Origin of the sequence: Delftia acidovorans SPH-1 (assembly GCF_000018665.1) — a bacterium.
GTDB classification, from domain to species: Bacteria; Pseudomonadota; Gammaproteobacteria; order Burkholderiales; family Burkholderiaceae_C; genus Comamonas; species Comamonas acidovorans.
Map to the genome: position 1 here is coordinate 3,006,185 of NC_010002.1, position 19,422 is coordinate 3,025,606.

17 protein-coding genes are annotated in these 19,422 nt (G+C 63.4%); 6 read left to right on the forward strand and 11 right to left on the reverse strand.

What is annotated here, in order from left to right; genetic code table 11:
- Positions 1 to 74: 74 nt before the first annotated feature.
- A complete protein-coding gene (locus DACI_RS13720; protein WP_012204590.1) occupies positions 75 to 374 on the forward strand; it encodes a hypothetical protein in 300 nt (99 codons plus the stop codon).
- Positions 375 to 516: 142 nt separating this feature from the next.
- Here the strand turns inward: DACI_RS13720 and DACI_RS13725 are convergent, their stop codons facing one another.
- From DACI_RS13725 to DACI_RS13745, 5 genes are all read right to left on the reverse strand, one after another.
- Positions 517 to 795 carry a hypothetical protein gene (locus tag DACI_RS13725; protein ID WP_003056215.1) on the reverse strand — a complete coding sequence of 93 codons (279 nt, stop codon included), beginning with the start codon at positions 793 to 795 and terminating at the stop codon, positions 517 to 519.
- A gap of 63 nt (positions 796 to 858) precedes the next feature.
- The gene (locus DACI_RS13730; protein ID WP_012204591.1) at positions 859 to 1,209 is read right to left on the reverse strand and encodes a DUF2958 domain-containing protein; all 351 of its coding nucleotides are present in this window, start codon (positions 1,207 to 1,209) and stop codon (positions 859 to 861) included.
- A 376-nt stretch (positions 1,210 to 1,585) separates the two neighbouring features.
- A complete protein-coding gene (locus DACI_RS13735) occupies positions 1,586 to 2,656 on the reverse strand; it encodes a ComEC/Rec2 family competence protein (RefSeq protein ID WP_003056219.1) in 1,071 nt (356 codons plus the stop codon).
- A gap of 45 nt (positions 2,657 to 2,701) precedes the next feature.
- A complete protein-coding gene (locus DACI_RS13740; RefSeq protein WP_003056220.1) occupies positions 2,702 to 4,957 on the reverse strand; it encodes a Mov34/MPN/PAD-1 family protein in 2,256 nt (751 codons plus the stop codon).
- Positions 4,954 to 6,147, reverse strand: a complete 1,194-nt coding sequence (locus DACI_RS13745; protein ID WP_003056221.1) for a ComEC/Rec2 family competence protein — start codon at positions 6,145 to 6,147, stop codon at positions 4,954 to 4,956. Before DACI_RS13745 ends, DACI_RS13740 begins: the two co-directional genes overlap by 4 nt.
- 89 nt (positions 6,148 to 6,236) lie before the next feature.
- Here DACI_RS13745 and DACI_RS13750 point away from each other — a divergent pair, with 89 nt between their 5' ends.
- Positions 6,237 to 7,139: a WYL domain-containing transcriptional regulator gene (locus DACI_RS13750; protein ID WP_012204593.1), complete on the forward strand. Its 903-nt coding sequence runs from the start codon at positions 6,237 to 6,239 to the stop codon at positions 7,137 to 7,139.
- 6 nt (positions 7,140 to 7,145) lie between these two features.
- Positions 7,146 to 7,934, forward strand: a complete 789-nt coding sequence (locus tag DACI_RS13755) for a hypothetical protein (protein ID WP_003056223.1) — start codon at positions 7,146 to 7,148, stop codon at positions 7,932 to 7,934.
- A gap of 45 nt (positions 7,935 to 7,979) precedes the next feature.
- Here the strand turns inward: DACI_RS13755 and DACI_RS13760 are convergent, their stop codons facing one another.
- The 3 genes from DACI_RS13760 to DACI_RS13770 all read right to left on the reverse strand — a co-directional run bounded on the left by DACI_RS13760 (position 7,980) and on the right by DACI_RS13770 (position 11,154).
- Positions 7,980 to 9,116 (reverse strand): PDDEXK nuclease domain-containing protein, encoded by a 1,137-nt coding sequence (locus DACI_RS13760; protein WP_003056224.1) that lies wholly within the window; start codon positions 9,114 to 9,116, stop codon positions 7,980 to 7,982.
- Complete coding sequence (locus DACI_RS13765) at positions 9,113 to 10,312, reverse strand: tyrosine-type recombinase/integrase (protein ID WP_003056225.1); 1,200 nt, start codon at positions 10,310 to 10,312, stop codon at positions 9,113 to 9,115. Before DACI_RS13765 ends, DACI_RS13760 begins: the two co-directional genes overlap by 4 nt.
- Before the next feature lie 233 nt (positions 10,313 to 10,545).
- Positions 10,546 to 11,154, reverse strand: a complete 609-nt coding sequence (locus DACI_RS13770) for a TIGR00645 family protein (RefSeq protein ID WP_012204594.1) — start codon at positions 11,152 to 11,154, stop codon at positions 10,546 to 10,548.
- Between the two features lie 231 nt (positions 11,155 to 11,385).
- On the opposite strand from DACI_RS13770, the gene acs reads away from it, so the two are divergent.
- Together acs and DACI_RS13780 are read left to right on the forward strand one after the other, a co-directional pair.
- Entirely contained in the window at positions 11,386 to 13,386 is a 2,001-nt protein-coding gene (gene acs, locus DACI_RS13775; RefSeq protein WP_012204595.1) for an acetate--CoA ligase, read from the forward strand.
- A 175-nt stretch (positions 13,387 to 13,561) separates the two neighbouring features.
- Positions 13,562 to 14,044, forward strand: a complete 483-nt coding sequence (locus DACI_RS13780; protein ID WP_012204596.1) for a hypothetical protein — start codon at positions 13,562 to 13,564, stop codon at positions 14,042 to 14,044.
- 101 nt (positions 14,045 to 14,145) lie between these two features.
- Here the strand turns inward: DACI_RS13780 and DACI_RS13785 are convergent, their stop codons facing one another.
- Positions 14,146 to 14,451 carry a c-type cytochrome gene (locus DACI_RS13785; RefSeq protein ID WP_043781436.1) on the reverse strand — a complete coding sequence of 102 codons (306 nt, stop codon included), beginning with the start codon at positions 14,449 to 14,451 and terminating at the stop codon, positions 14,146 to 14,148.
- A 106-nt stretch (positions 14,452 to 14,557) separates the two neighbouring features.
- Here DACI_RS13785 and DACI_RS13790 point away from each other — a divergent pair, with 106 nt between their 5' ends.
- Positions 14,558 to 14,800: a TIGR04438 family Trp-rich protein gene (locus tag DACI_RS13790; protein WP_012204598.1), complete on the forward strand. Its 243-nt coding sequence runs from the start codon at positions 14,558 to 14,560 to the stop codon at positions 14,798 to 14,800.
- Position 14,801: 1 nt separating this feature from the next.
- On the opposite strand, the gene DACI_RS13795 is transcribed toward DACI_RS13790, so the two are convergent.
- Complete coding sequence (locus DACI_RS13795) at positions 14,802 to 16,244, reverse strand: efflux transporter outer membrane subunit (protein ID WP_012204599.1); 1,443 nt, start codon at positions 16,242 to 16,244, stop codon at positions 14,802 to 14,804.
- The gene (locus DACI_RS13800) at positions 16,231 to 19,422 is read right to left on the reverse strand and encodes an efflux RND transporter permease subunit (protein WP_012204600.1); all 3,192 of its coding nucleotides are present in this window, start codon (positions 19,420 to 19,422) and stop codon (positions 16,231 to 16,233) included. The genes DACI_RS13795 and DACI_RS13800 overlap by 14 nt, the downstream gene beginning before the upstream one ends.

Here is a 19,422-nt window from a genome sequence, read left to right on the forward strand (position 1 = left end):
AATAGCGCGAATTTCGAGTGGCCCGGTCACGGGCCAATGCCTACCGTGGAATCTCCACCTTCTGGAGAACCACCATGAGCGATCCCATGCAACCCGGAACGCCTGCGCCTGGAGCAGAAGGGCCTGGCATCTTTCTGCCGGCCCTCATCTGGACCACCGACCGCAAGACGGTAGGCAACGAGATGCAGCGCCTGCTGGGACGGCGCGCACAGCTCAACGTCCTGCTGTCCGCCTCCGAAGAAACGGACGACGGCACCACCTGGTACGCAATGGCCCAGGCCACGCTGAACCAGCTGGACTGCGATATCGAACGTCTCTTCGAGTGGCTGGGCGACTACGAACCCGACACACCCACGCCCGAAGTGCCATCGTAATGTCCGGCATGAAGGGAGCGATCCGGCACCAGCCGGTTCGCTGCGCGAGAGGGGCGCCAAGCCTGCGCGGCGGGGATAGCCCGCAGGGCTTTCCCCTGGAGGCAAGCGCAGCGCGTAGCGCCCCGCCAGGGGCGCGAAGGCATCAGGCCGGGTCGTCGGGGCGCAGGCTGGCTTCCGACACCGGCATCCACGGCGATGACGAGTCCAGCAGGTAGCGCGCACCGCGCGCGTACAGGCCCGAAAGTCCGCTGGGACGATAAAACCCGGTGACGCGGCACCGGAACTGTGCGCCAAACTCGTTGGTATAGATCACCGCGTCGCCGAGCGCAAAGCGCAAGGGCTGGCCGTTCTCCGGTGGGAACGGCTTGAACGCATCATGCTCTGCCGTGATTTCGAGGATGTAGTCGTGGTGGCTGCTCATGGCCTTGACCTCCTGAAATGATTGAGAACGCTCAGGAGCGCCTTGCGGCGCCCCAGAACCAGGTCAGACAACGACACGCCCCGCCAGCCGCGCATCGCGCGCATAGGCGCTCAGCCGCTTCTCGGCACGAAAGTGCAGATCCCGCTCTACCGGCAAGCCCAGCCGCCCGCGCACGGTCGCCAGTTCGGAAAAACTGACCCAGCCGATTTCCGGCATCCCTAGGCCCAGGTCGCAAAGACCGAAGGCGTGATCGTGGTCATCGGGATCAATCTCGGTCAGCAGCCAGGTCGCGCCGGCATCCGGCGTGAACAGCTTGACCACTGGGGCCGGATCGAAGTCCGGGTTCTCCAAGGATTCGCGGCCGTTGGCCAGCAGCACGATGCGCTGCTCGTCCGTGATGAATGCGTGGTTCATGGTGAACTCCTGTAAGGTTACCGGGCGGAATTGCCCAGCCCTTGCAGGGCACGGCGCAGCGCAAGCAGTCAAAGATCGAAGACGGCCGCCAGGCCGCAAGCGCCGAAGGTGCGCAGTCATTGACGGCGGGCACGCCGTGGCACGATGAAGGGAACAGCAAGCCGCCACACCTCACCACGCAGCCACCCCGGTATTGACAAGCGTAGCGCGCAGGTCCGAAGCGTCAGTCCAGATCAGAGCGTCCGGGCTTGAAGCCGGATGACTGCGATTCGGCACGAAGCTCGGGGCGCAGCCCATGAGCCCGACGAAGGAACGTCGGGATGCAGGCCAAGTTGCCAGCAGGCAGTTGAAAAGTGGTGCTGGCCTTCAGGCGCTGTCAATTTTCTTGATCTTCCGGATACGCCGCCTGGGGAATCGGCACCCAGCCATCGCGGGTGATGCCTGCCCCGATGCGTATGTTCTGGCTTTCAGTTGCCGCCCAGTGCCCACCCCGGTGCAATACGGCGCGAATCACCGACTTCCGCGGATGATCCTCATCCGCCTTGGCAGAACTGCATATGGCATTCCAATGGTGCTTGTCCGGCATACTGTTCAACCGTGGGCCGAGCAGTTGATCCAAGACTTCGGTCGAAACGTTGTGTCGCCCGCCGTGATGGGGCACTTGGAAATACCGAATACCTGGCAGCGCGAGTCCCACGAAAGGTGCGTAGTCGATCACCTCCTGCAGTGCTTCACGCCCGGCATCGCCAGTAAGCATGACGCGATGACCGTTCAAGACAGCCGACTGCACCACACTCATTTCATTCTCACGACTGGTCGGCTCAGGCGGGAAATATTCCTCGCCCCACAGGGACTTGATGTAGGCGGTCGCGGCCTTCACTGCCCGGAATATGCTGCTCAGCGCGCTATCAAAAGCACTTTCTTCGACAGCTTCCGGTGTCTTCGCGGAGTCCACGATCAGGTCCAAGTAGCGCCCCAGGGTAGGTGCCATGACCGCGAACGGACCGATGCTCTGCCCCTGAAGGGGGGCATGGATTGGAATTCCCTTCTCCACCGCAATATCCTCAAGAATTGCCGTGGCATCGTAGATTGAGCGCAACTTCCGTCGCAGGGCTTCAACCGATTCATAGGTCTCAAAGCGATCGATCAACTGGTCCGCGTATATCCACGGCCGGTTGATCCAAAGATTCCTGACCGTGCATTGCTCCAGGACTTTTCGTAGTCCGTTGGCGTGATCGCGATCTGGGTGCGTGAGGATCACATGGTCGATGACTGTTGTTCCATAGTACGTCTTCAGATGCTCGACTATCTGATCACCCGTATCCAGATACCCACCGTCAACAACGTGCACGCCCTCGGTGCCATTCACCGAGTAGCGCAGCGTGATCGCGTCCCCGCTTTTCGCTGTTTCGACGCCAAGAAAGTCGATCTCGAAGTAGTCAGCCATACATCCCTCTTGTTTTATGCCAACAAAGTGCCGGTGGCTTTGCACCTACCAGCGATCCACCGCACACGTGAGTCCTGTCGGAGTCCATACCAACGACACGGCCGGAAGGCCGCCAGCATCCTCGGCGATGCCGCGCAATGTATTTCGGTCGATACCCGAATGTGCGCCGCCTTTCGGGTGGCTGTGCCACGTTCCTATAAAGGCGAGATACCCCAAAGAGGCCGCGTTTGCGGCGCGCAAATTTTGAACAAGCCCGTTGGTTCCGAGGACGAAGCGGGCGGCCTCTCGAACACTGTCAGGCGGTGCCTCAACAAGGCCTGCAATGGTGATGGTTCGATTTTCAAACGAGATGCGGCCGATCAAGGCGCCGCCTGTTTCCAGAGCACCCCAGCGCAGCGCATCAGCATGGATTGCTTGCGCAACTGGGGACAGGACCCGAATGTTCCAGCCACCATCGTCTGCGACTTCAAGCGCAGTGGTCGGGCCAAGGCTGGCGCGGGTCCATGCCATTCCAAGGCCTTCGGCATCTGAGATTCCGGCGCAAAGCGTCGCTTCCTTCGGAAGCCCATCAACGAGCCATCGTTCCAGTTGCAGGCCGGCCAGTGACGTCGACCGCGAAACAACGGCGTCAGACATAGGCATCGTCAGCGAACGACAGTTGTCACCCACGAAAATCCGAGTCGGCTCAGACGTCTCGCCGGCAATCGACGCACGCAGTTCCGGTGCAAACCGGCAGCACTCGAACAAGAACGCCGTGAGGTCGTCAACTCGGCCGGCACGGCCAGCTCCTTCGAGCAATACCGCCACACAGCGCCCCTGACCATACATCGCGATCCGTGCCAATCGGGCTGGGGATTGATCCAACGCTGCCGATTGTGTTTCTGCAGCCAGCACCTGAAGTGACGCCGTCGCATCCACGATGAGGGCCGCATCCTGCGGAACGGTTGCCGCAAACTGTTCCGGATCGACCAAAAGAGTCACTGCGTCGGTGTCGAACGCTCGCGATTGAAGATGCGACAGCGATTCAAAGGCTGTCTTCATCAGCGCCGACTTCCGAGGCGGAACCAGAACTGATGCCCGCTCAATGAGTGCATGCCGCGCGGCGTTGTGAGGCGACATGGGTTCGTTGTCGACGAAAGTCATCGAACCAAAGCCCGCTCGCCCCAGTTGCATCGCGACTTTCGATCCCACGCTTCCGCAGCCGAGCACGACCAGCGGCTGTGATGTGGCTGCGTATGGAATGCCGGACGTCCTTGCCAGCAGTTCAGGAGACAACGCATGCGCGTGAAAGGCCGGGTGAACCGTGGCGTTACGCTCCAGGAGCGATTGAGCGTTGAGTTCATAGCGCACCACATAGGGCAATACCTCGACACTCCTCCCTGGCGAGCCCACAAGCGACGCTGGCCTTTGCACAGCCAGAATCACAATCGCGTACAAACCATGCACCCAGCCATGCGAGTCCTGTCGCATATCCAGGATTGAGCGTCCGAAATAACCGTCCACTTCCTGGGCCAAAGCGTCGCGATCAATACCAAGCTCCGCTGCTCGATCGAGCAGCGTCGCGAGATCGACAACTGTCTCTGGTTGATAGCGTCCGATCACATGCGGGAGGCCGTCGGTCATCGGAGCGCGCGCGATGAAGGCCGCGGCATGGCCGTTCCCCCATTTGCCCAGCTTGTCGTTGTGAACATCCTGATAAAACACAGGATCGACTTGTGCGGTCAGTTCGGCGTTGATGATGGCGTACAGACCGCCATCGATCGTCACGTAGCCTGCGGGAACCACCAGAATCGTGCCGTCAGCGGGAGCGGCGGCCGCGACCTTCTCGGCACTGAATACAACGGTCGAAGGACAGCTGTCTCGGCGCGTTGGTTCCCACCCCTGCTCCAGGTCCAGGAGTGTTCCGGCCGCGGCCTTGTGCAGCCAGTCGATCAACTGATCGACAACGGCGTCCAGGCCAAACCGATGCAGCAGCTCGTTCAACGACCCTTCGAATAGGCACGGCGAGACTAACTCGCCTTGGCGATGGGGGTTGATGTGCGGCAAGTTGAGCGGGAAGTCCGCACGTAAGAAGGGCTCGGGTGCAGACAGGGGCCAGTCACTACCGAATACCAGCACGCACGTCTCGACGGTGCGCACTCCGGTCTCAGAGATACCATTGCGCCGAGACCTGTTCGGCAGTTGGACCGCAACATCGACTTCAATCTCCGTCGATGCACCAGTTGTCCTTGGCTCGCCAACGCGGATAAGGCCTCGATGCCGCTGAAGTTGATGCAGTGCGTCTGCGATGGTGCCCGTCATGATGCTCCGTGCGGCATGGGGGTGCGCGCAGAGGTCACCACGGCAGCGGCCTTCGATCCGGACTCCTTCTTCGAGGGAGGTTGCACACCCTGAGCGGTTACGGTGAAAACGAGCGGTTCCACGGACTTTTCGCTGGGGTACTCGCCTGTGCAGTAGAACTCGCCTTTTGCTTCGTCCACGATCGTCACGTACTCACGCTTCGCACGGATGCAGGGCGGATCGCTGTCATCATCTGCAATCGGCTTGCAGCTGGCGACGATGACGGCGCCGTCACGGGTCTGCGAAAGCGCCTTGCGAGCATCAGCATCGAGCTTGGCTTTTTCACGGTAGTCGGACCAGCTGTCATAGGACAGCGAATGCCAGGAACAATGATGAGGCGCCTGCATGATGTCGTACTCAAGCACATCTGCTTCAGCCTTGTGGCGTTGCCACTGGCGGTTCCAGATGAACACCTCAGCATCGCCACCAGTAAGGAATTTCGCACCATCCGGCGTCTGCGCGTCAGCCGCCAACGTGATGTTCAGAATAACGCTGGACTGGTTCTTGACCAGGCACTCTTCCTCTTCCTCGTCATCCTGGGCGTCCAGTGGAGCCAAAAGAAACGCAGAAAAGAATGCGGAACTCTTGCCATTGATCGTTGAAAAGCGCGTGTCCACCTTCCGCACAATCGAAGTGAGATCATCGGTTTTTCCGTCGATGTCCTCGCCCATGATCTGAATGCGGTCACCGTTCCCGACGGCGAAATTCTTGTCACGGTTCAGTTGCACGCGCCGACGCGCCTCCGTGTTGAATGCCTTGGCGTCGTCGCTCAAGGTGTGCGTCTTGCTGGCGCGTCGAAACACGATCGGGGACGACCACATCTCGCGGATCACGATTTTCTTGTCCTTGTCGTCCTTCTTGTCGTCCGGGTACTTGTCGAGTGGCCCTAGGTAGAAGTGTCGCTTCAACCCTCGGCAATGGTCTTGATCCGGGTGGCTCAGCAGGAACGCATCGACATACGGCCTGCCGTTCTCATCCTTCTTCAGTCGTTCGCGCAAATCCTTGGCGACATCGCGCGCCTCCCCGTCAGGGTCGTCGGCGTCTTGCCTGATGTTTACGTCGATCAGCAGAGTCGTCGCGTCGAGATCGCCGAACTTGATGAGGGTCATGTCCCCGTTGTCGACGGGAAAAAACGTGATGGTTGTAGGCACTGGGGTCTCCGGGTAGACGACCGAAGGATGATCGCGTATAGTTAATGTACGACGATTTTTTATATCCGTCTACTTTTTAGGCGTGACTGATGCAAAAACCTTCCTTTCCTGCCGCCGAACCTGCTGAGCCTAAGGGGCTAAGTTGGGGGCTGGAGAGCAGACTTCAATTCATCGATTTCCGTCTGCGCTGGGAGCGGCGCATCAACCGGATGGATCTCACCGAGCACTTTGGTATTTCGGTCCCGCAGGCATCGCTGGACATTTCCAAGTACATGGAGTTGGCGCCGAGCAACCTGACTTACGACCGCAGCTCCAAGACCTACACGGCAGCGCAGAGTTTTCACCCGCTTTACCAACGAAGCTCGGCGCAACGCTATCTAGCAGAACTGCTAGCGACAAAGATGGGAATTGTCGAGCCGACGGCCAGCTTCATCGGCTCCGCGCCGGAGACAGATTGGGCCCCGTCCCCTTGGCGCACGATCAATGAGCAGACCGTCGAAGCAGTGGTGCGCGCAATCCGCCAGCAGGAATCCATTCTGGTGAGCTACCAGTCCATGACGTCGTTGGATGAATCGGTTCGCTTGCTGTCTCCCCACGCCCTTGGCAATGACGGTTTTCGCTGGCACATGCGCGCGTTTTGCCACAAGCGCCAGCGCTTCAGCGATTTCGTCCTTGCTCGAATCCTGCGCATCGATGGCTTCGAGGCGACCCAAGTGGACTCCAACCAAGATTCGCATTGGCAAACTGTATTGACGCTGGTACTTGCACCGCATCCCGATTTGCCTGCAGCCAAGAAACGAGTCTTAGAGTTGGACTACGGCATGGAAGATGGAGAGGTCAAACTTCCATGCCGCCAAGCGTTTCTGTACTACACGCTGAGACGTTTGGGTTTGCATACCAAGGAAGCACCAGACCCCCTCGCACAGCAGATCACGCTGAAAAACCGCGATGAAATCCAACCCTATATCGACGCCTTGGCGGCACAGGCCTGACTTCACATGACAACAATTTTTGAACTGGTCAAAGACCCCTACGAGCGCAAGGCACGTGTTATCCCTGGCCTTCTTGTGGCCTTACCCGTGCTGGTGCCGCTGTTGTGCGTCTACGGGGCTCGGCACCCTGTGCTTACAGGTGTGATCGGCCTGCTGGGCGGCTGCGGCGCTATCTATGCACTCGCGAGCGTAGCGCGCGGACGTGGTAAAAAACTTGAAGAGATGCTGGTCTCAAAATGGGGTGGCATGCCCACGACCATCGCACTACGCCACCGCGACAAGTTCCTTGATGGTGTCAGCAAGCAGCGTTATCACACGGCGATCACTGCCAAGTTGGGTATCGCCATGCCAACGGCAGAAGAAGAATCAGCAAACCCAGACAAGGCAGACGACATCTACATCGGTGCCACTAAGCGGCTTCGCGAACTCACGCGTTCCAACAAGCAGCTCTTGCTGAAAGAGAACATCGCCTATGGATTTCATCGCAACATGCTGGCGATGAAGCCTGTCGGTATCCTGTCGTGCCTCATGGGCGTCGTCTACGGATTGTTGATTGCAAAGATTTTGCAGGTAGCACCTCTCCAATTTGACTTGGTGCACCTTGCCGATCCAGGGCTTGCCGCAGGCTTGACATTGCTCATTTCGCTGGCGCTACTTGCCGCATGGCTACTGTATTTCGATCAGGACGCAGTAAGGCGGATGGGATTCGTCTATGCGGAACGTTTGTTTGAATGTTTGCCGTCGTTGCCTTCTTCCTCCTCACGGAAGAAAGCCGTAAAACCGACTACAGACTGAGGTTCTGCCCAATCTCCAAACAGGCGTATAGCTCCGCAGGTGTGTCTACCGCTTCCACGTCTTGGGACGAATCGTTCCGCGAGACTCTAGCAAGAGCCGCGTGCTTTCCAGTTCCTTTTGCAGCACATCGGTATCCGGCAGAACCATCCGGTAGTTCGCCGCCATGACCTTGGTGGGTAAGCCCTCCAGCGCATACCGCGCCAGGGCGAGCCCCTTGTCGGCACAAAGAATCAGCCCCACCGGCGGGTTCTCCTCGGGATAGGCCCAGTGTTCCTTGGCATAGTTGCAGTACATGTGCATCTGGCCTACGTCCGCATGCGTCAGACTCCCCAGCTTCAGGTCGATGATGACCAGGCAGCGTAACTTGCGATGGAACAGCAGCAAGTCCACCCGATACCAGGTCTGGTCGATGCGCAAGCGCCGCTGCCGTCCAATGAAGGTGAACCCTTCACCCAATTCGAGCAGGAAGTCTTCCAGCCGCCGGATCAAGGCGGCCTCCAGATCGGACTCCGAATACTCGTCCTTGAGGTCGAGGAACTCCAGCACATAGGGGTCTTTGATGGCATCGCCGGGCGCGACGGCATCTTCGGGCTTGGCCACCGCGCCCTTGGCCAGCATCGCCGCCTTGTTTTTCGACAGCGCCGTGCGCTCGTAGAACTGGCTGCCGATCTGCCGATCCAACTGGCGCACGCTCCAGCCGCCGCGCAAGGCCTCGGCTTCATAGAACTGGCGCGCATGCTCGTCCTTGACCGACAACAGCCGCACATAGGCCGACCACGGCAGCGTGAAGACCTGCGCCAGCTCGTCCAGCCGCCAAGGCCGCACTGGCTCCGGGGAAGATTCGCCAGACACTGTCTGGCGAATTGGCCGGGTCAGAAAAAACGACCGCATCTGCTGCAGGTTCTGACGGCTGAAGCCACGGCCGAACTGCTGGGTGAGGTCGCTTGCCAGCCGCTCGATCAACTGCTCGCCATAACCCGCGCGCCGCTTGCCCTGTTGCTCGGCCTCCACGATGCGGCGGCCAATCTCCCAGTAGCTGGCCGTCATCAGCGCATTGACGCTGCGCGCTGCCGTCTGGCGCGCGGCATCGAGCAGATCCACGATGCCGCCGTGGATGCCGGCGTAGCCGGCAGGCACGGCGGCGGGTGCGACTCCCGCCATCGCAGGCGCCTTCTTGGTCATGCAGCCACCTCCGCAGGCCGCTGCGCCTCGGTGATCGTCTTGCGCCGGTTCGCCACCAGCTCGGCCGCCTTGCGCACCGGATCGTCCTCGGTGTGGACGTAGCGCATGAACATCGCCACGGTCTTGTGCGCCGTCAGCGCCATGCCGACCTTGACCGGGATGCCCGAGTTGGCAATGTCGGTCGCGGAGCGGTGGCGGATGCCATGCGTGCCGACGTGCGTGGCGCCCGCCGCCTTGAGGGCGCGGCTCCAGCCGCCGTAATACTCGCCCGTGGTCAGGTGCTTGCCGGGATGGCTTGGAGACGGCAGCACATAGGGAGTGCCTTCCTGCCGTGGCGCCGTCGAGAGCAGTCGATAGGCTTCCTCGCTCATGGGCTTGGACATGCCGCCCGTCTTGCTGTCCGGCCAGACCACGCGGCGGTTGTCCAGGTCCACCCAATCCCATCGGAGCGTCACGATTTCGGAGCGGCGGCCGGCGAACTCGAATTGAAGGCGGATCGCCAGCGGGATGACGTAGTTCTCCAGACCCTCGGCTTCGATGTGCTCCAGTCGCCGAAACAGCTTGCCCATGTCCTCGTCGCTGATGAGGTGGGTGGCCTTGCCGTTGGGGTACATCGGGACGTGGCGGCAGGGGTTGGTGCCGTCAGGCCGGTGGCCCCACACCTCGGCCAGGTTGAACATCTTGCGCATCACGCTGAAAGCACGGTTGGCCTCGGCCGGCTTGTGCGCCATCTTCTTCATCGCCGTGGCCACGTCCGGGCGCTTCACGTCCTGGACCTTCAAACGGCCCAGCATCGGAACGATGCAGCGGTCGATGACGGCCTGATACCCGCGCTGGGTGCTGGGCTTGTTGCGCTGCTTGGAGTAATCCTCCATGAACTTGGTACACAGCTCCTTGACCGTGGGGGCTGAACGGGCGGCGGCCTTGGCCGCGCTGGGGTCGCCGCCCCGGCGCACCTCGGCCAGCCATTCCTGGGCCAGCGAGCGGGCCTGCTCGACGGTCAGTTCCCCGTACAGGCCCAGGGCGGGCTTGCGCCGCTCGCCAGCGTTCGTGCGGTACTGGAGCATGAACACCTTGCGGCCCGCTGGTGTAACCTTGCACAGGAAGCCGGGCACCAGCGTGTCCCGGAGTTCGACGGCCTGCGCCTGGGGTTGTGCCGCATCGACTGCGGACTTGGTGAGCTTGAGTTTTGCCACGATGACTCCTCGGAAAGACCCGATTCCCAAGAGCCATGTAGGGGCCATCAGAGGGGAAGCCGGGTCAGGTTTCGGAAAGCACCGGCATATGTTGGACTCGCCTAAGTTATTGATAAACCTGCTGTATCGGGCTTCGGCGTAGTCCAGCAAAGTTCGGTGCTGGAGTCATGGTGAAATGAAAAAAGCCCCGTAGCGGCTGGCGCTGCGGGGCTTCGGTGCCGGAGCCGACGGACTCAGTGGTTGCTGGCCGTGCTGTTGATCAGCTTGTCGGTGTAGGCGATGGCCAGGGCGCTGGCCAGGAAGGTGACGTGGATGATGGTCTGCCACATCAGCACCTTGACGTCGTAGCTGCCCGCGTTGATGAAGGTCTTGAGCAGGTGGATGGAGCTGATGCCGATGATGGACAGGGCCAGCTTGACCTTGAGGATGGAGGCGTTCACGTGGCCCAGCCACTCGGGCTGGTCGGGGTGGCTGTCCAGGCCCAGGCGGCTGACGAAGGTCTCGTAGCCGCCCACGATGACCATGATCAGCAGGTTGGAGATCATCACCACGTCGATCAGCGCCAGCACCACCAGCATGATGATGGTTTCGTTGAGCGCGCCGATGGGCGCATCGTGCTTGTAGCCGATGCTGGTGATCAGCGCCTGCAGCGCTTCCTGGTTGCCGAAGGCGGCCTCGATCAGGTGCCACAACTCGAGCAGGAAGTGCCAGACGTAGACACCCTGGGCGGCGATCAGGCCCAGGTACAGCGGCAGTTGCAGCCAGCGGCTGGCGAAGATCAGGGAAGGCAGGGGACGCAGGGGGGAGCCGGGGGCTCGATTGGAGTTTTGCTGGCGGGCCATGGTGGTCGGTCGCGCTTGTCTTGCGTGGGAGCGTGGATGGGAGGGGACAATGGCCGTGGAAAACGGGCGCGCGATTTTAGCGGCGAAACAGGCCATTGCCAGTGACAGCCGGGAACTGCGGGGAATCCCCAGGTAGACGCGCCCAAGGGTGTTTCAGTCAGTGGCATGTAAGACCGGCCCCCGACAGTCACACCACAATTTTTATTTGGCCAGCCCAGGAGACAAGCAAGCATGAGCACCGCAACAGCATCCCCCATTGAATCGGTACTGGTGGAGAACCGGGTCTTCCCGCCGCCGGCAGACTTCGCCGCCAAGGCCCGCATCTCCGGAATGGAGCAGTACAAGGCGCTGTGCGCCGAGGCAGAGAACGACTACCAGGGCTTCTGGGCCCGCCTGGCGCGCGAGAACGTGGTCTGGTCCAAGCCCTTCACCCAGGTGCTGGACGACAGCAACCCGCCGTTCTTCCGCTGGTTCGCCGACGGCGAACTCAATGCCAGCGCCAATTGCCTGGACAAGCACATGGGCACGGACGTCGAGCACAAGACGGCCATCATCTTCGAGGCCGATGGCGGCGAGGTCACCAAGGTCAGCTACCGCGAACTGCTGGAGCGCGTCTCGCAGTTCGCCAACGCGCTCAAGGCGCAGGGCGTGCAAAAGGGTGATCGCGTCCTGATCTACATGCCCATGACCATCGAGGGCGTGGTGGCCATGCAGGCCTGCGCGCGCATCGGCGCCACGCACAGCGTGGTGTTCGGCGGCTTCTCGGCCAAGGCGGTCCAGGAGCGGATCGTGGACGTGGGCGCCGTGGCCGTGATCACCGCCAACTACCAGATGCGCGGCGGCAAGGAGCTGCCGCTCAAGGCCATCGTGGACGATGCGCTGGCGCTGGGCGGCTGCGAGGCCGTGCGCCATGTCTTCGTCTACGAGCGCACGGCCACCGCCTGCGCCATGACGGCAGGCCGCGACAAGACCTTCGGCGAGATCCTGGCCGGCCAGAGCACGGAGTGCGCGCCCGTGGCCGTGGATTCCGAACACCCGCTGTTCATCCTCTACACCAGCGGCTCCACGGGCAAGCCCAAGGGCGTGCAGCACTGCACGGGCGGCTATGTGCTGTGGGCCAGGCAGACCATGGAGTGGACCTTCGACCTCAAGCCCAGCGACGTGTTCTGGTGCACGGCCGACATCGGCTGGATCACGGGCCACACCTACGTGGCCTATGGTCCGCTGGCCGCTGGCGCCACGCAGATCGTGTTCGAGGGCGTGCCCACCTTCCCCAACGCGGGCCGCTTCTGGCAGATGATCGAGCGCCACGGCTGCACCATCTTCTACACGGCGCCCACGGCCATCCGCTCGCTGATCAAGGCTGCCGACGGCGATGCCGCCGTGCATCCGAAGAACTCGGACCTGTCCAGCCTGCGCCTGCTGGGCAGTGTGGGCGAGCCCATCAATCCCGAGGCCTGGATGTGGTACCACCGCAATGTGGGCGGCGAGCGCTGCCCCATCGTGGACACCTTCTGGCAGACCGAGAACGGGGGCCACGTGATCGCCCCCATGCCTGGCGCCACGCCGCTGGTGCCGGGCTCGTGCACGCTGCCGCTGCCGGGCATCATGGCCGCCATCGTCGACGAGACCGGCCATGAACTGCCCAACGGCGCAGGCGGCCTGCTGGTGGTCACCAAGCCCTGGCCCAGCATGATCCGCACCATCTGGGGCGACCCCGAGCGCTTCAAGAAGAGCTACTTCCCGGCCGAGCTGGGCGGGCAGACCTACCTGGCCGGCGACGGCGCGGTGCGCAGCGAGGACCGTGGCTACTTCCGCATCACGGGCCGCATCGACGATGTGCTCAATGTCTCGGGCCACCGCATGGGCACGATGGAGATCGAGTCGGCCCTGGTGTCCAAGACCGACCTGGTGGCCGAGGCCGCCGTGGTGGGCCGCCCCGATGACATGACAGGCGAGGCCATCTGCGCCTTCGTGGTGCTCAAGCGCTCGCGTCCCACGGGCGAGGAGGCCAAGCAGATCGCCAAGGAGCTGCGCGACTGGGTGGCCAAGGAAATCGGCCCCATCGCCAAGCCCAAGGACATCCGCTTTGGCGACAACCTGCCCAAGACGCGCAGCGGCAAGATCATGCGCCGCCTGCTGCGCTCGATTGCCAAGGGCGAGGCCATCACCCAGGACACGAGCACGCTGGAGAACCCGGCCATCCTCGACCAGTTGGCCGAGACGAACTGAGGGCGGACACGCCCGCCATGAAGAACCGGAGCACAGGCTCCGGTTTTTTCTTGGCTGGACTGCGGGCGGCGCGCTGTCTTGCAGTCCTATTTTGTGTGGGCCGACAGCTCAGGCATGATGGCTGCAGTACAACCGAAGCTGTTGTTTTCACCACTGCCGAGGGAGGCGTTGCACCATGAATCTGAGAACCCTGTCGCTGCTGATCACCGTGGCCCTGATTGCGCTGCTGGCGGCATTCAACTGGAACACGCTGGCCGCGCCCTCCGTCGTGTCGCTGGGCGTGACCGAAGTCCAGGCGCCGCTGGGCGTGCTGATGCTGGCGCTGACCTGCCTGCTGGGCGTGTTCTTCGTCGCCTATGTGCTGTGGCTGCAGGGCTCCGTACTGATGGAGGCGCGCCGCCACGCCAAGGAAATGCAGGCTCAGCGGGACCTGGCCGACAAGGCCGAGGCCTCGCGCTTCACCGAGCTGCGCACCGTGCTGGAGGACCTGCATGCGCGTGACAAGGAAGTGCTGCTGGCGCGGCTGGACGGGCTGGAGGCGCACCTGGTGCAGCGTGCCCAGGAGTCGGACAACAGCACGGCCGCCTATGTGGGGCAGCTGGAGCAGCAGGTTCGCCTGTACCAGCAGCCCGGCGCAGGCGCTCCGGACTACAGATAAGCGGCCCGCGCCCGGATTCACGGGCGGACCATGAAAAAACCGCGCGACTTGCGTTGCGCGGTTTTTTCGTTGCGGGTCCCGAGGCGGGAGGCCGGCGGAACTTACTTCAGCGACAGCACCCAGGCGGCCAGCTTCTTGGCGTCGGCATCGTTGACCTGGGGGTTGGCGGGCATGGGAACCGGGCCCCAGACGCCGCTGCCGCCCTTCATGATCTTGGCGGCCAGCTTGTCCACCGCGTCCTTCTGGCCTGCGTACTTGGAGGCCACATCCTTGTAGGACGGGCCCACCAGCTTCTTGTCCACGGCGTGGCAGGCCATGCAGTTCTTGGAGGTGGCAAGAGCCTGGTCGGCCATGGCGGGAGCCACGGTGACGACGGTCAAGGCAAATGCGATCAATGTCTGCTTCATCATGAGTTCCTGGGGGTTGTCGGGAATAATTATGCGAAACATTGTAGTAGGCGCGCATGCCTGATGCGTTACCTCGTGTGAAGCACCGTCTGGTGAAGGAGAAGTTATGTATCTGTTGGGAATCGCGGTCTTGCTCACCCTGCTGAAGTTGGCCGATATCGAGCCTGTGGCCTCCTGGTCCTGGTACGTCATCCTGGGCGCCTATGGCGTGACGGCAGCCTGGTGGGCCTGGGCCGACGCCTCTGGCTACACCAAGCGGCGCGCGGCCGACAAGATCGAGCAGCGGCGCTTGAAGCGCATCGAAAAGAACAAGGAAGCCATGGGCACGGGCACGCGTTCGCGCCGCTGAGTCAGTCCGCCGGCGGCTTGGCCAGCACGCCGCCGCCCAGGGCCTGGTACAGGGCCACGGTGTCGCCCAGCAAGGCGCCGCGCGCGGCGACGTGGGCGGCACGGGCCTGGAGCCAGGATTGTTCGGCCGCCAGCGCGGCCGGTTGGGCGCTGTAGCCGTTGCGCAGTTGGGTGCGCGTGAGGTCCAGCGTGGACCGGCTGGCCTTTTCTCCTTCCTGCGCCATCTCCACGGCCTTGGCATCGATGTCCAGCGCATAGAGGGCATTGGCCACATCCTGGAAGGATGAGAGCACGGCGCCCCGGTACCGGGCCGCGGCGGCATCGAACTCGGCCTGTGCTGCGCGTTCACGGGCCTGCAGCGTGCCGCCCGCGAACAGGGGCTGCAGCAGTCCGGCGCCCAGGGCCCAGGTGGGATTGCCCGCCGCAAACATTCTGGCAAAGCTCGTGGCGCCGCCGCCCAGGGCCGCAGTGATGCTCAACTGCGGCAGGCGGGCTGCCCTGGCCACGCCTATGGCGGCGCTGGCCTGCTGCACATCCGTCTCTGCAATGCGTACGTCGGGGCGCTGCTCCACCAGCGCCGAGGCCACGGCCTGCGGGAGCTGCGGCTGCGAGAAGGAGGACAGCGGCGGCACCTCCGGGGCCTGGTCGGGCGTGCGCCCGGCCAGCGTGGCCAGCAGGTTGCGTGTCTGCTCCAGTTCCTTGCGCAGCGGCGGCAGGGCCTGCTGCATCTGCACCAGCAGGGTCTGCTGCGTGGCCACGTCCAGCCCGCTGGCATAGCCGTTGCGCTGCTGCAGCCGCATGTGGCGCAACTGTTCCTGGGCAGCGGCAATGGCCTGCTCGATGAGGTGGGCCTGCTCTGCAAGCATGGCCGCCTGGAGCATGCCGCCCGCCACGTTGCTCGCCAGGGTCAGCCGTGCGGCCTGCAGTTGCAGGCGCTGGCCTTCTTCGCTGGCCATCAGTCCCTCCACCTGGCGGCGGTTGCCGCCGAAGATATCGGGCGTGTAGTTGATGCTCAACTGGGCCGTGTTGTAGCTGTAGAGGGTTTCGCCGCTGTTGAGCGCAGGCGACATCGACTGGCCCGTGTTCTGGCGCGTGCGGTTGTAGCCCAGCTGCACGGTGGGATAGAAGAAGCCGCGCTGGGCGATGACGTTCTGCCTGGCGGCGCGCAATGTCGCAGTTGCGGCCTCGATGGTGGGGCTGCGCTCCAGCGCCTCCTGGACCAGTGCATCGAGTTCGGGCGATCCATAGGCCTTCCACCACTGGCGCTGGACCGGGCCGCTGTGGCCGGCGGTCGCCAGGGGCTCACGGGTCAGGGCGTCGGCCCGGGGCACGGCAGGGCGTGCATAGTCGGGGCCCACGGCGCAGCCTGCGAGGGACAGCACGCAGGCGCCCGCCAGGCCCAGGAACAGGCGCCGATGCGGCGCTTTCGGATCATGCGTGTACACGTTTGCCTCCCAGGCCTTCACGCTTCTTGGCGAACTTGACGCGCCGCAGCACGGCCAGGCGCAGCGCCGGCAGCAGCAGCAGCAGGAAAATCGGCCCGATGAGCATGCCGCCGACCACGACCGTGGCCAGCGGCCGCTGCACCTCGCTGCCGATGCTGTGCGACATGGCCGCAGGCAGCAGGCCGATGCAGGCGGACAGGGCCGTCATGAGCAGCGGGCGCATGCGGCTTCGGTAGGCCTCCTCCATGGCCTGCAGGTGGCCGTGGCCGTGGGAGCGCATCTCCTGGAAGTACGACAGGATGAGGATGCCATCCATGACCGAGACGCCCAGCAGCGAGATGAAGCCGATCACGGCCGAGATGCTGAGCACCTGGCCTGTCGCATACAGCGCCAGGATGCCGCCGAAGACGGTGAACGGCACGGAGGCCAGGGTCAGCAGGCAGTAGGTGAAGTTGTTGAACAGCGCGTAGAGCAGGGCGAGGATCAGCACCACGGCCACGGGAATGGCGATCAGCATGCGGGCCTTGGCCTGCTGCAGGGCCTCGAACTCGCCGGCATAGACCAGCCGGTAGCCCTGGGGCAGGTGGATCTCCTGCCCCAGGCGGTGCTGCACTTCGGAGACGGTGCTGCCCAGGTCGCGGTTGCGTGCGCTGAACTTGATGGGGATGTAGCGCTCGTTGCTTTCGCGGTAGATGTAGGTGGCGCCGGTGTCCAGGGTGATGGTGGCCACGTCCTCCAGCGGGATGTACGAGGTGCTGCCCCCCGCCGTGGTGTAGCCCACGCGCAGGGCCCGCACGGCCTCGGGCGTGGCGCGGGCATCCTGTGCGAAGCGCACGGTCAGCGCGAAGCGGCGGTCGTCCTCCAGCACCGTGGTCGCCTCCACGCCGCCGAGCGACGCCTGGATGGCGCTGGCCACGTCGCCCGTGTTGAGTCCGTAGCGCGCCGCCCGTGCACGGTCGATCTGGATGTTCATGTTGGGCTGACCCAGGATGTGGAACACCCCGAGGTCGGCCACGCCGTCGATGTGCGACATCACCTCGTAGACCTGGCTGGCCAGCTTTTCGAGGGTGGCGAGGTCGGGGCCGACGATCTTGACCGAGTTGGCCCCCTTCACGCCCGACAGGCCTTCCTGGACGTTGTCCTGGATGTACTGCGAGAAGTTGAAGCTCACGCCGGGGAACTCGGCCTCGAAGCGGCCCTGCAGCTCGCGCACCAGGCGTTCCTTGGTCATGCCGGGGCGCCATTTGTCGAAGGGCTGCAGCGGCGCGAACAGTTCCACATTGTTGAAGCCCGAGGCATCGCTGCCGTCATCGGGCCTGCCATGCTGGGACACCACGGTGATGACCTCGGGGTACTCCTTGATCATCTGCCGCATGCGGTTGGCCTTGTCGCGGCCGGCCTCCAGCGAGATCGTGGGCGGCATCGAGGCGCGTATCCACAGGTTGCCTTCCTCCAGCGCGGGCAGGAACTCGCTGCCCAGGCGGCTGGCCATGAATCCACCGGCGACCAGGGCGACCAGGCCCATCACCAGGACGGCCCGCACATGGTGCAGCACCCAGTGCAGCGCCGGCTGGTAGGCACGCTGGATGGCGTGGACGATGAAGGTTTCCTTCTCCTGCACCTTGGCCGGCAGCAGGTAGCTGGCCAGCACGGGCGTGATGGTGAAGGTGGCCAGCAGCGCGCCGGCCAGGGCGTAGCCGTAGGTGCGCGCCATGGGGCCGAAGATCTGGCCCTCCACGCCCTGCATGGCAAACAGCGGCGTGAAGGCGGCAATGGTGATGAAGGTGGAGAACAGCACCGAGCTGTCCACCTGGGTGGCGCTCAGGTAGATCATGCGCAGACGCGAGGTCCATCCCTTGCCGGGGCTGGTGCGCGCGCCGTCCGGCCCCTGGGCCATGGCGCGCAGCATGGAGGCGCGTATGGGCGTGGGCCGCTGGAAATTGCGGAAGATGTTCTCGACCAGGATCACCGCCGCATCGACGATGATCCCGAAGTCCACCGCCCCCAGGGAGAGCAGGTTGGCCGATTCCCCCGTGATCACCAGCATCATGATGCTGAAGAACAGCGCGAACGGAATGTTCACGCTCACGATCACGGCGCTGCGCAGGTCGCCCAGGAAGATCCACTGGATGAGGAACACCAGCAGGCAGCCGAAGATGAGGTTGTGCAGCACGGTGTGCGTGGTGACGTTCACCAGCACGGCGCGGTCGTAGTAGGGCTCCAGCCTGACGCCGGCCGGCAGCGAGCCGTCGGCGTTGATCTTTTCCACGGCGGCCTTCACGCGTCCGATCACGTCGCTGGTGTGCAGCGTGCGGTTCATGATGACCACGCCCGTGACCACATCGTTCTGCAGATCGCGGCCGGCCTCGCCCAGGCGCGGCACCGTGCCTTCGACGATGCGCGCCACGTCCTTGACCTGCGTGGGAAGGCCATTCTTCTGGCCCACGACGATGTTGGCCACATCGTCGACATTGCGCACCAGGCCCAGGCCACGGATGTTGACCGACTGGTCGCCCACGCTGATGGCGCGGCCGCCCACGTTGAGGTTGGCGTTGCCTATGGCCTCGATGAGATTGCGCAGCGTCACCCCGTGGGCTTCCAGACGCTTGGGGTCCGCCTCGACGTGGTACTCCTTGGTTGTACCGCCCCAGGTCACGACCTGCACCACGCCGGGCACCGTGAGCAGGCGGCGCTGAATCACCCAGTCCTGCAGGGTGCGCAGGTCGGTGAGGCTGTAGGTGGACGGGCCCTTGACCTGGTAGCGCAGGATCTCGCCCACCAGGCTGGACGCCTGGATCTGCGGCTGCACGCCCCCGGGCAGGTTCACGTTGGCCTGCAGGTTGTTGGCGATCTGGGTCAGTGCGAAGTAGTAGTCCGTGCCGTACTTGAAGGTCACGCGCACGAAGGACAGGCCGTAGAACGAGGTCGAGCGGATGTTCTCCACATCGGGCGTGGTCGCCAGGCCCACTTCCATGGGACGGGTGTAGTAGCGCTCCATCTCCTCGGAGGACATGCCCGGCACCTGGGCCGTGATTTCAATGATCACGGGGGCGGGATTGGGATAGGCCTCGACATTGAGCTTGGCGAAGGCCAGCAGCCCCAGGCCGAGGAAGGCCAGCAGGGCCAGCAGGACGATGGGCCTGCGCGAAAGCACGAAGGCCAGCAAGGATCGGAACAC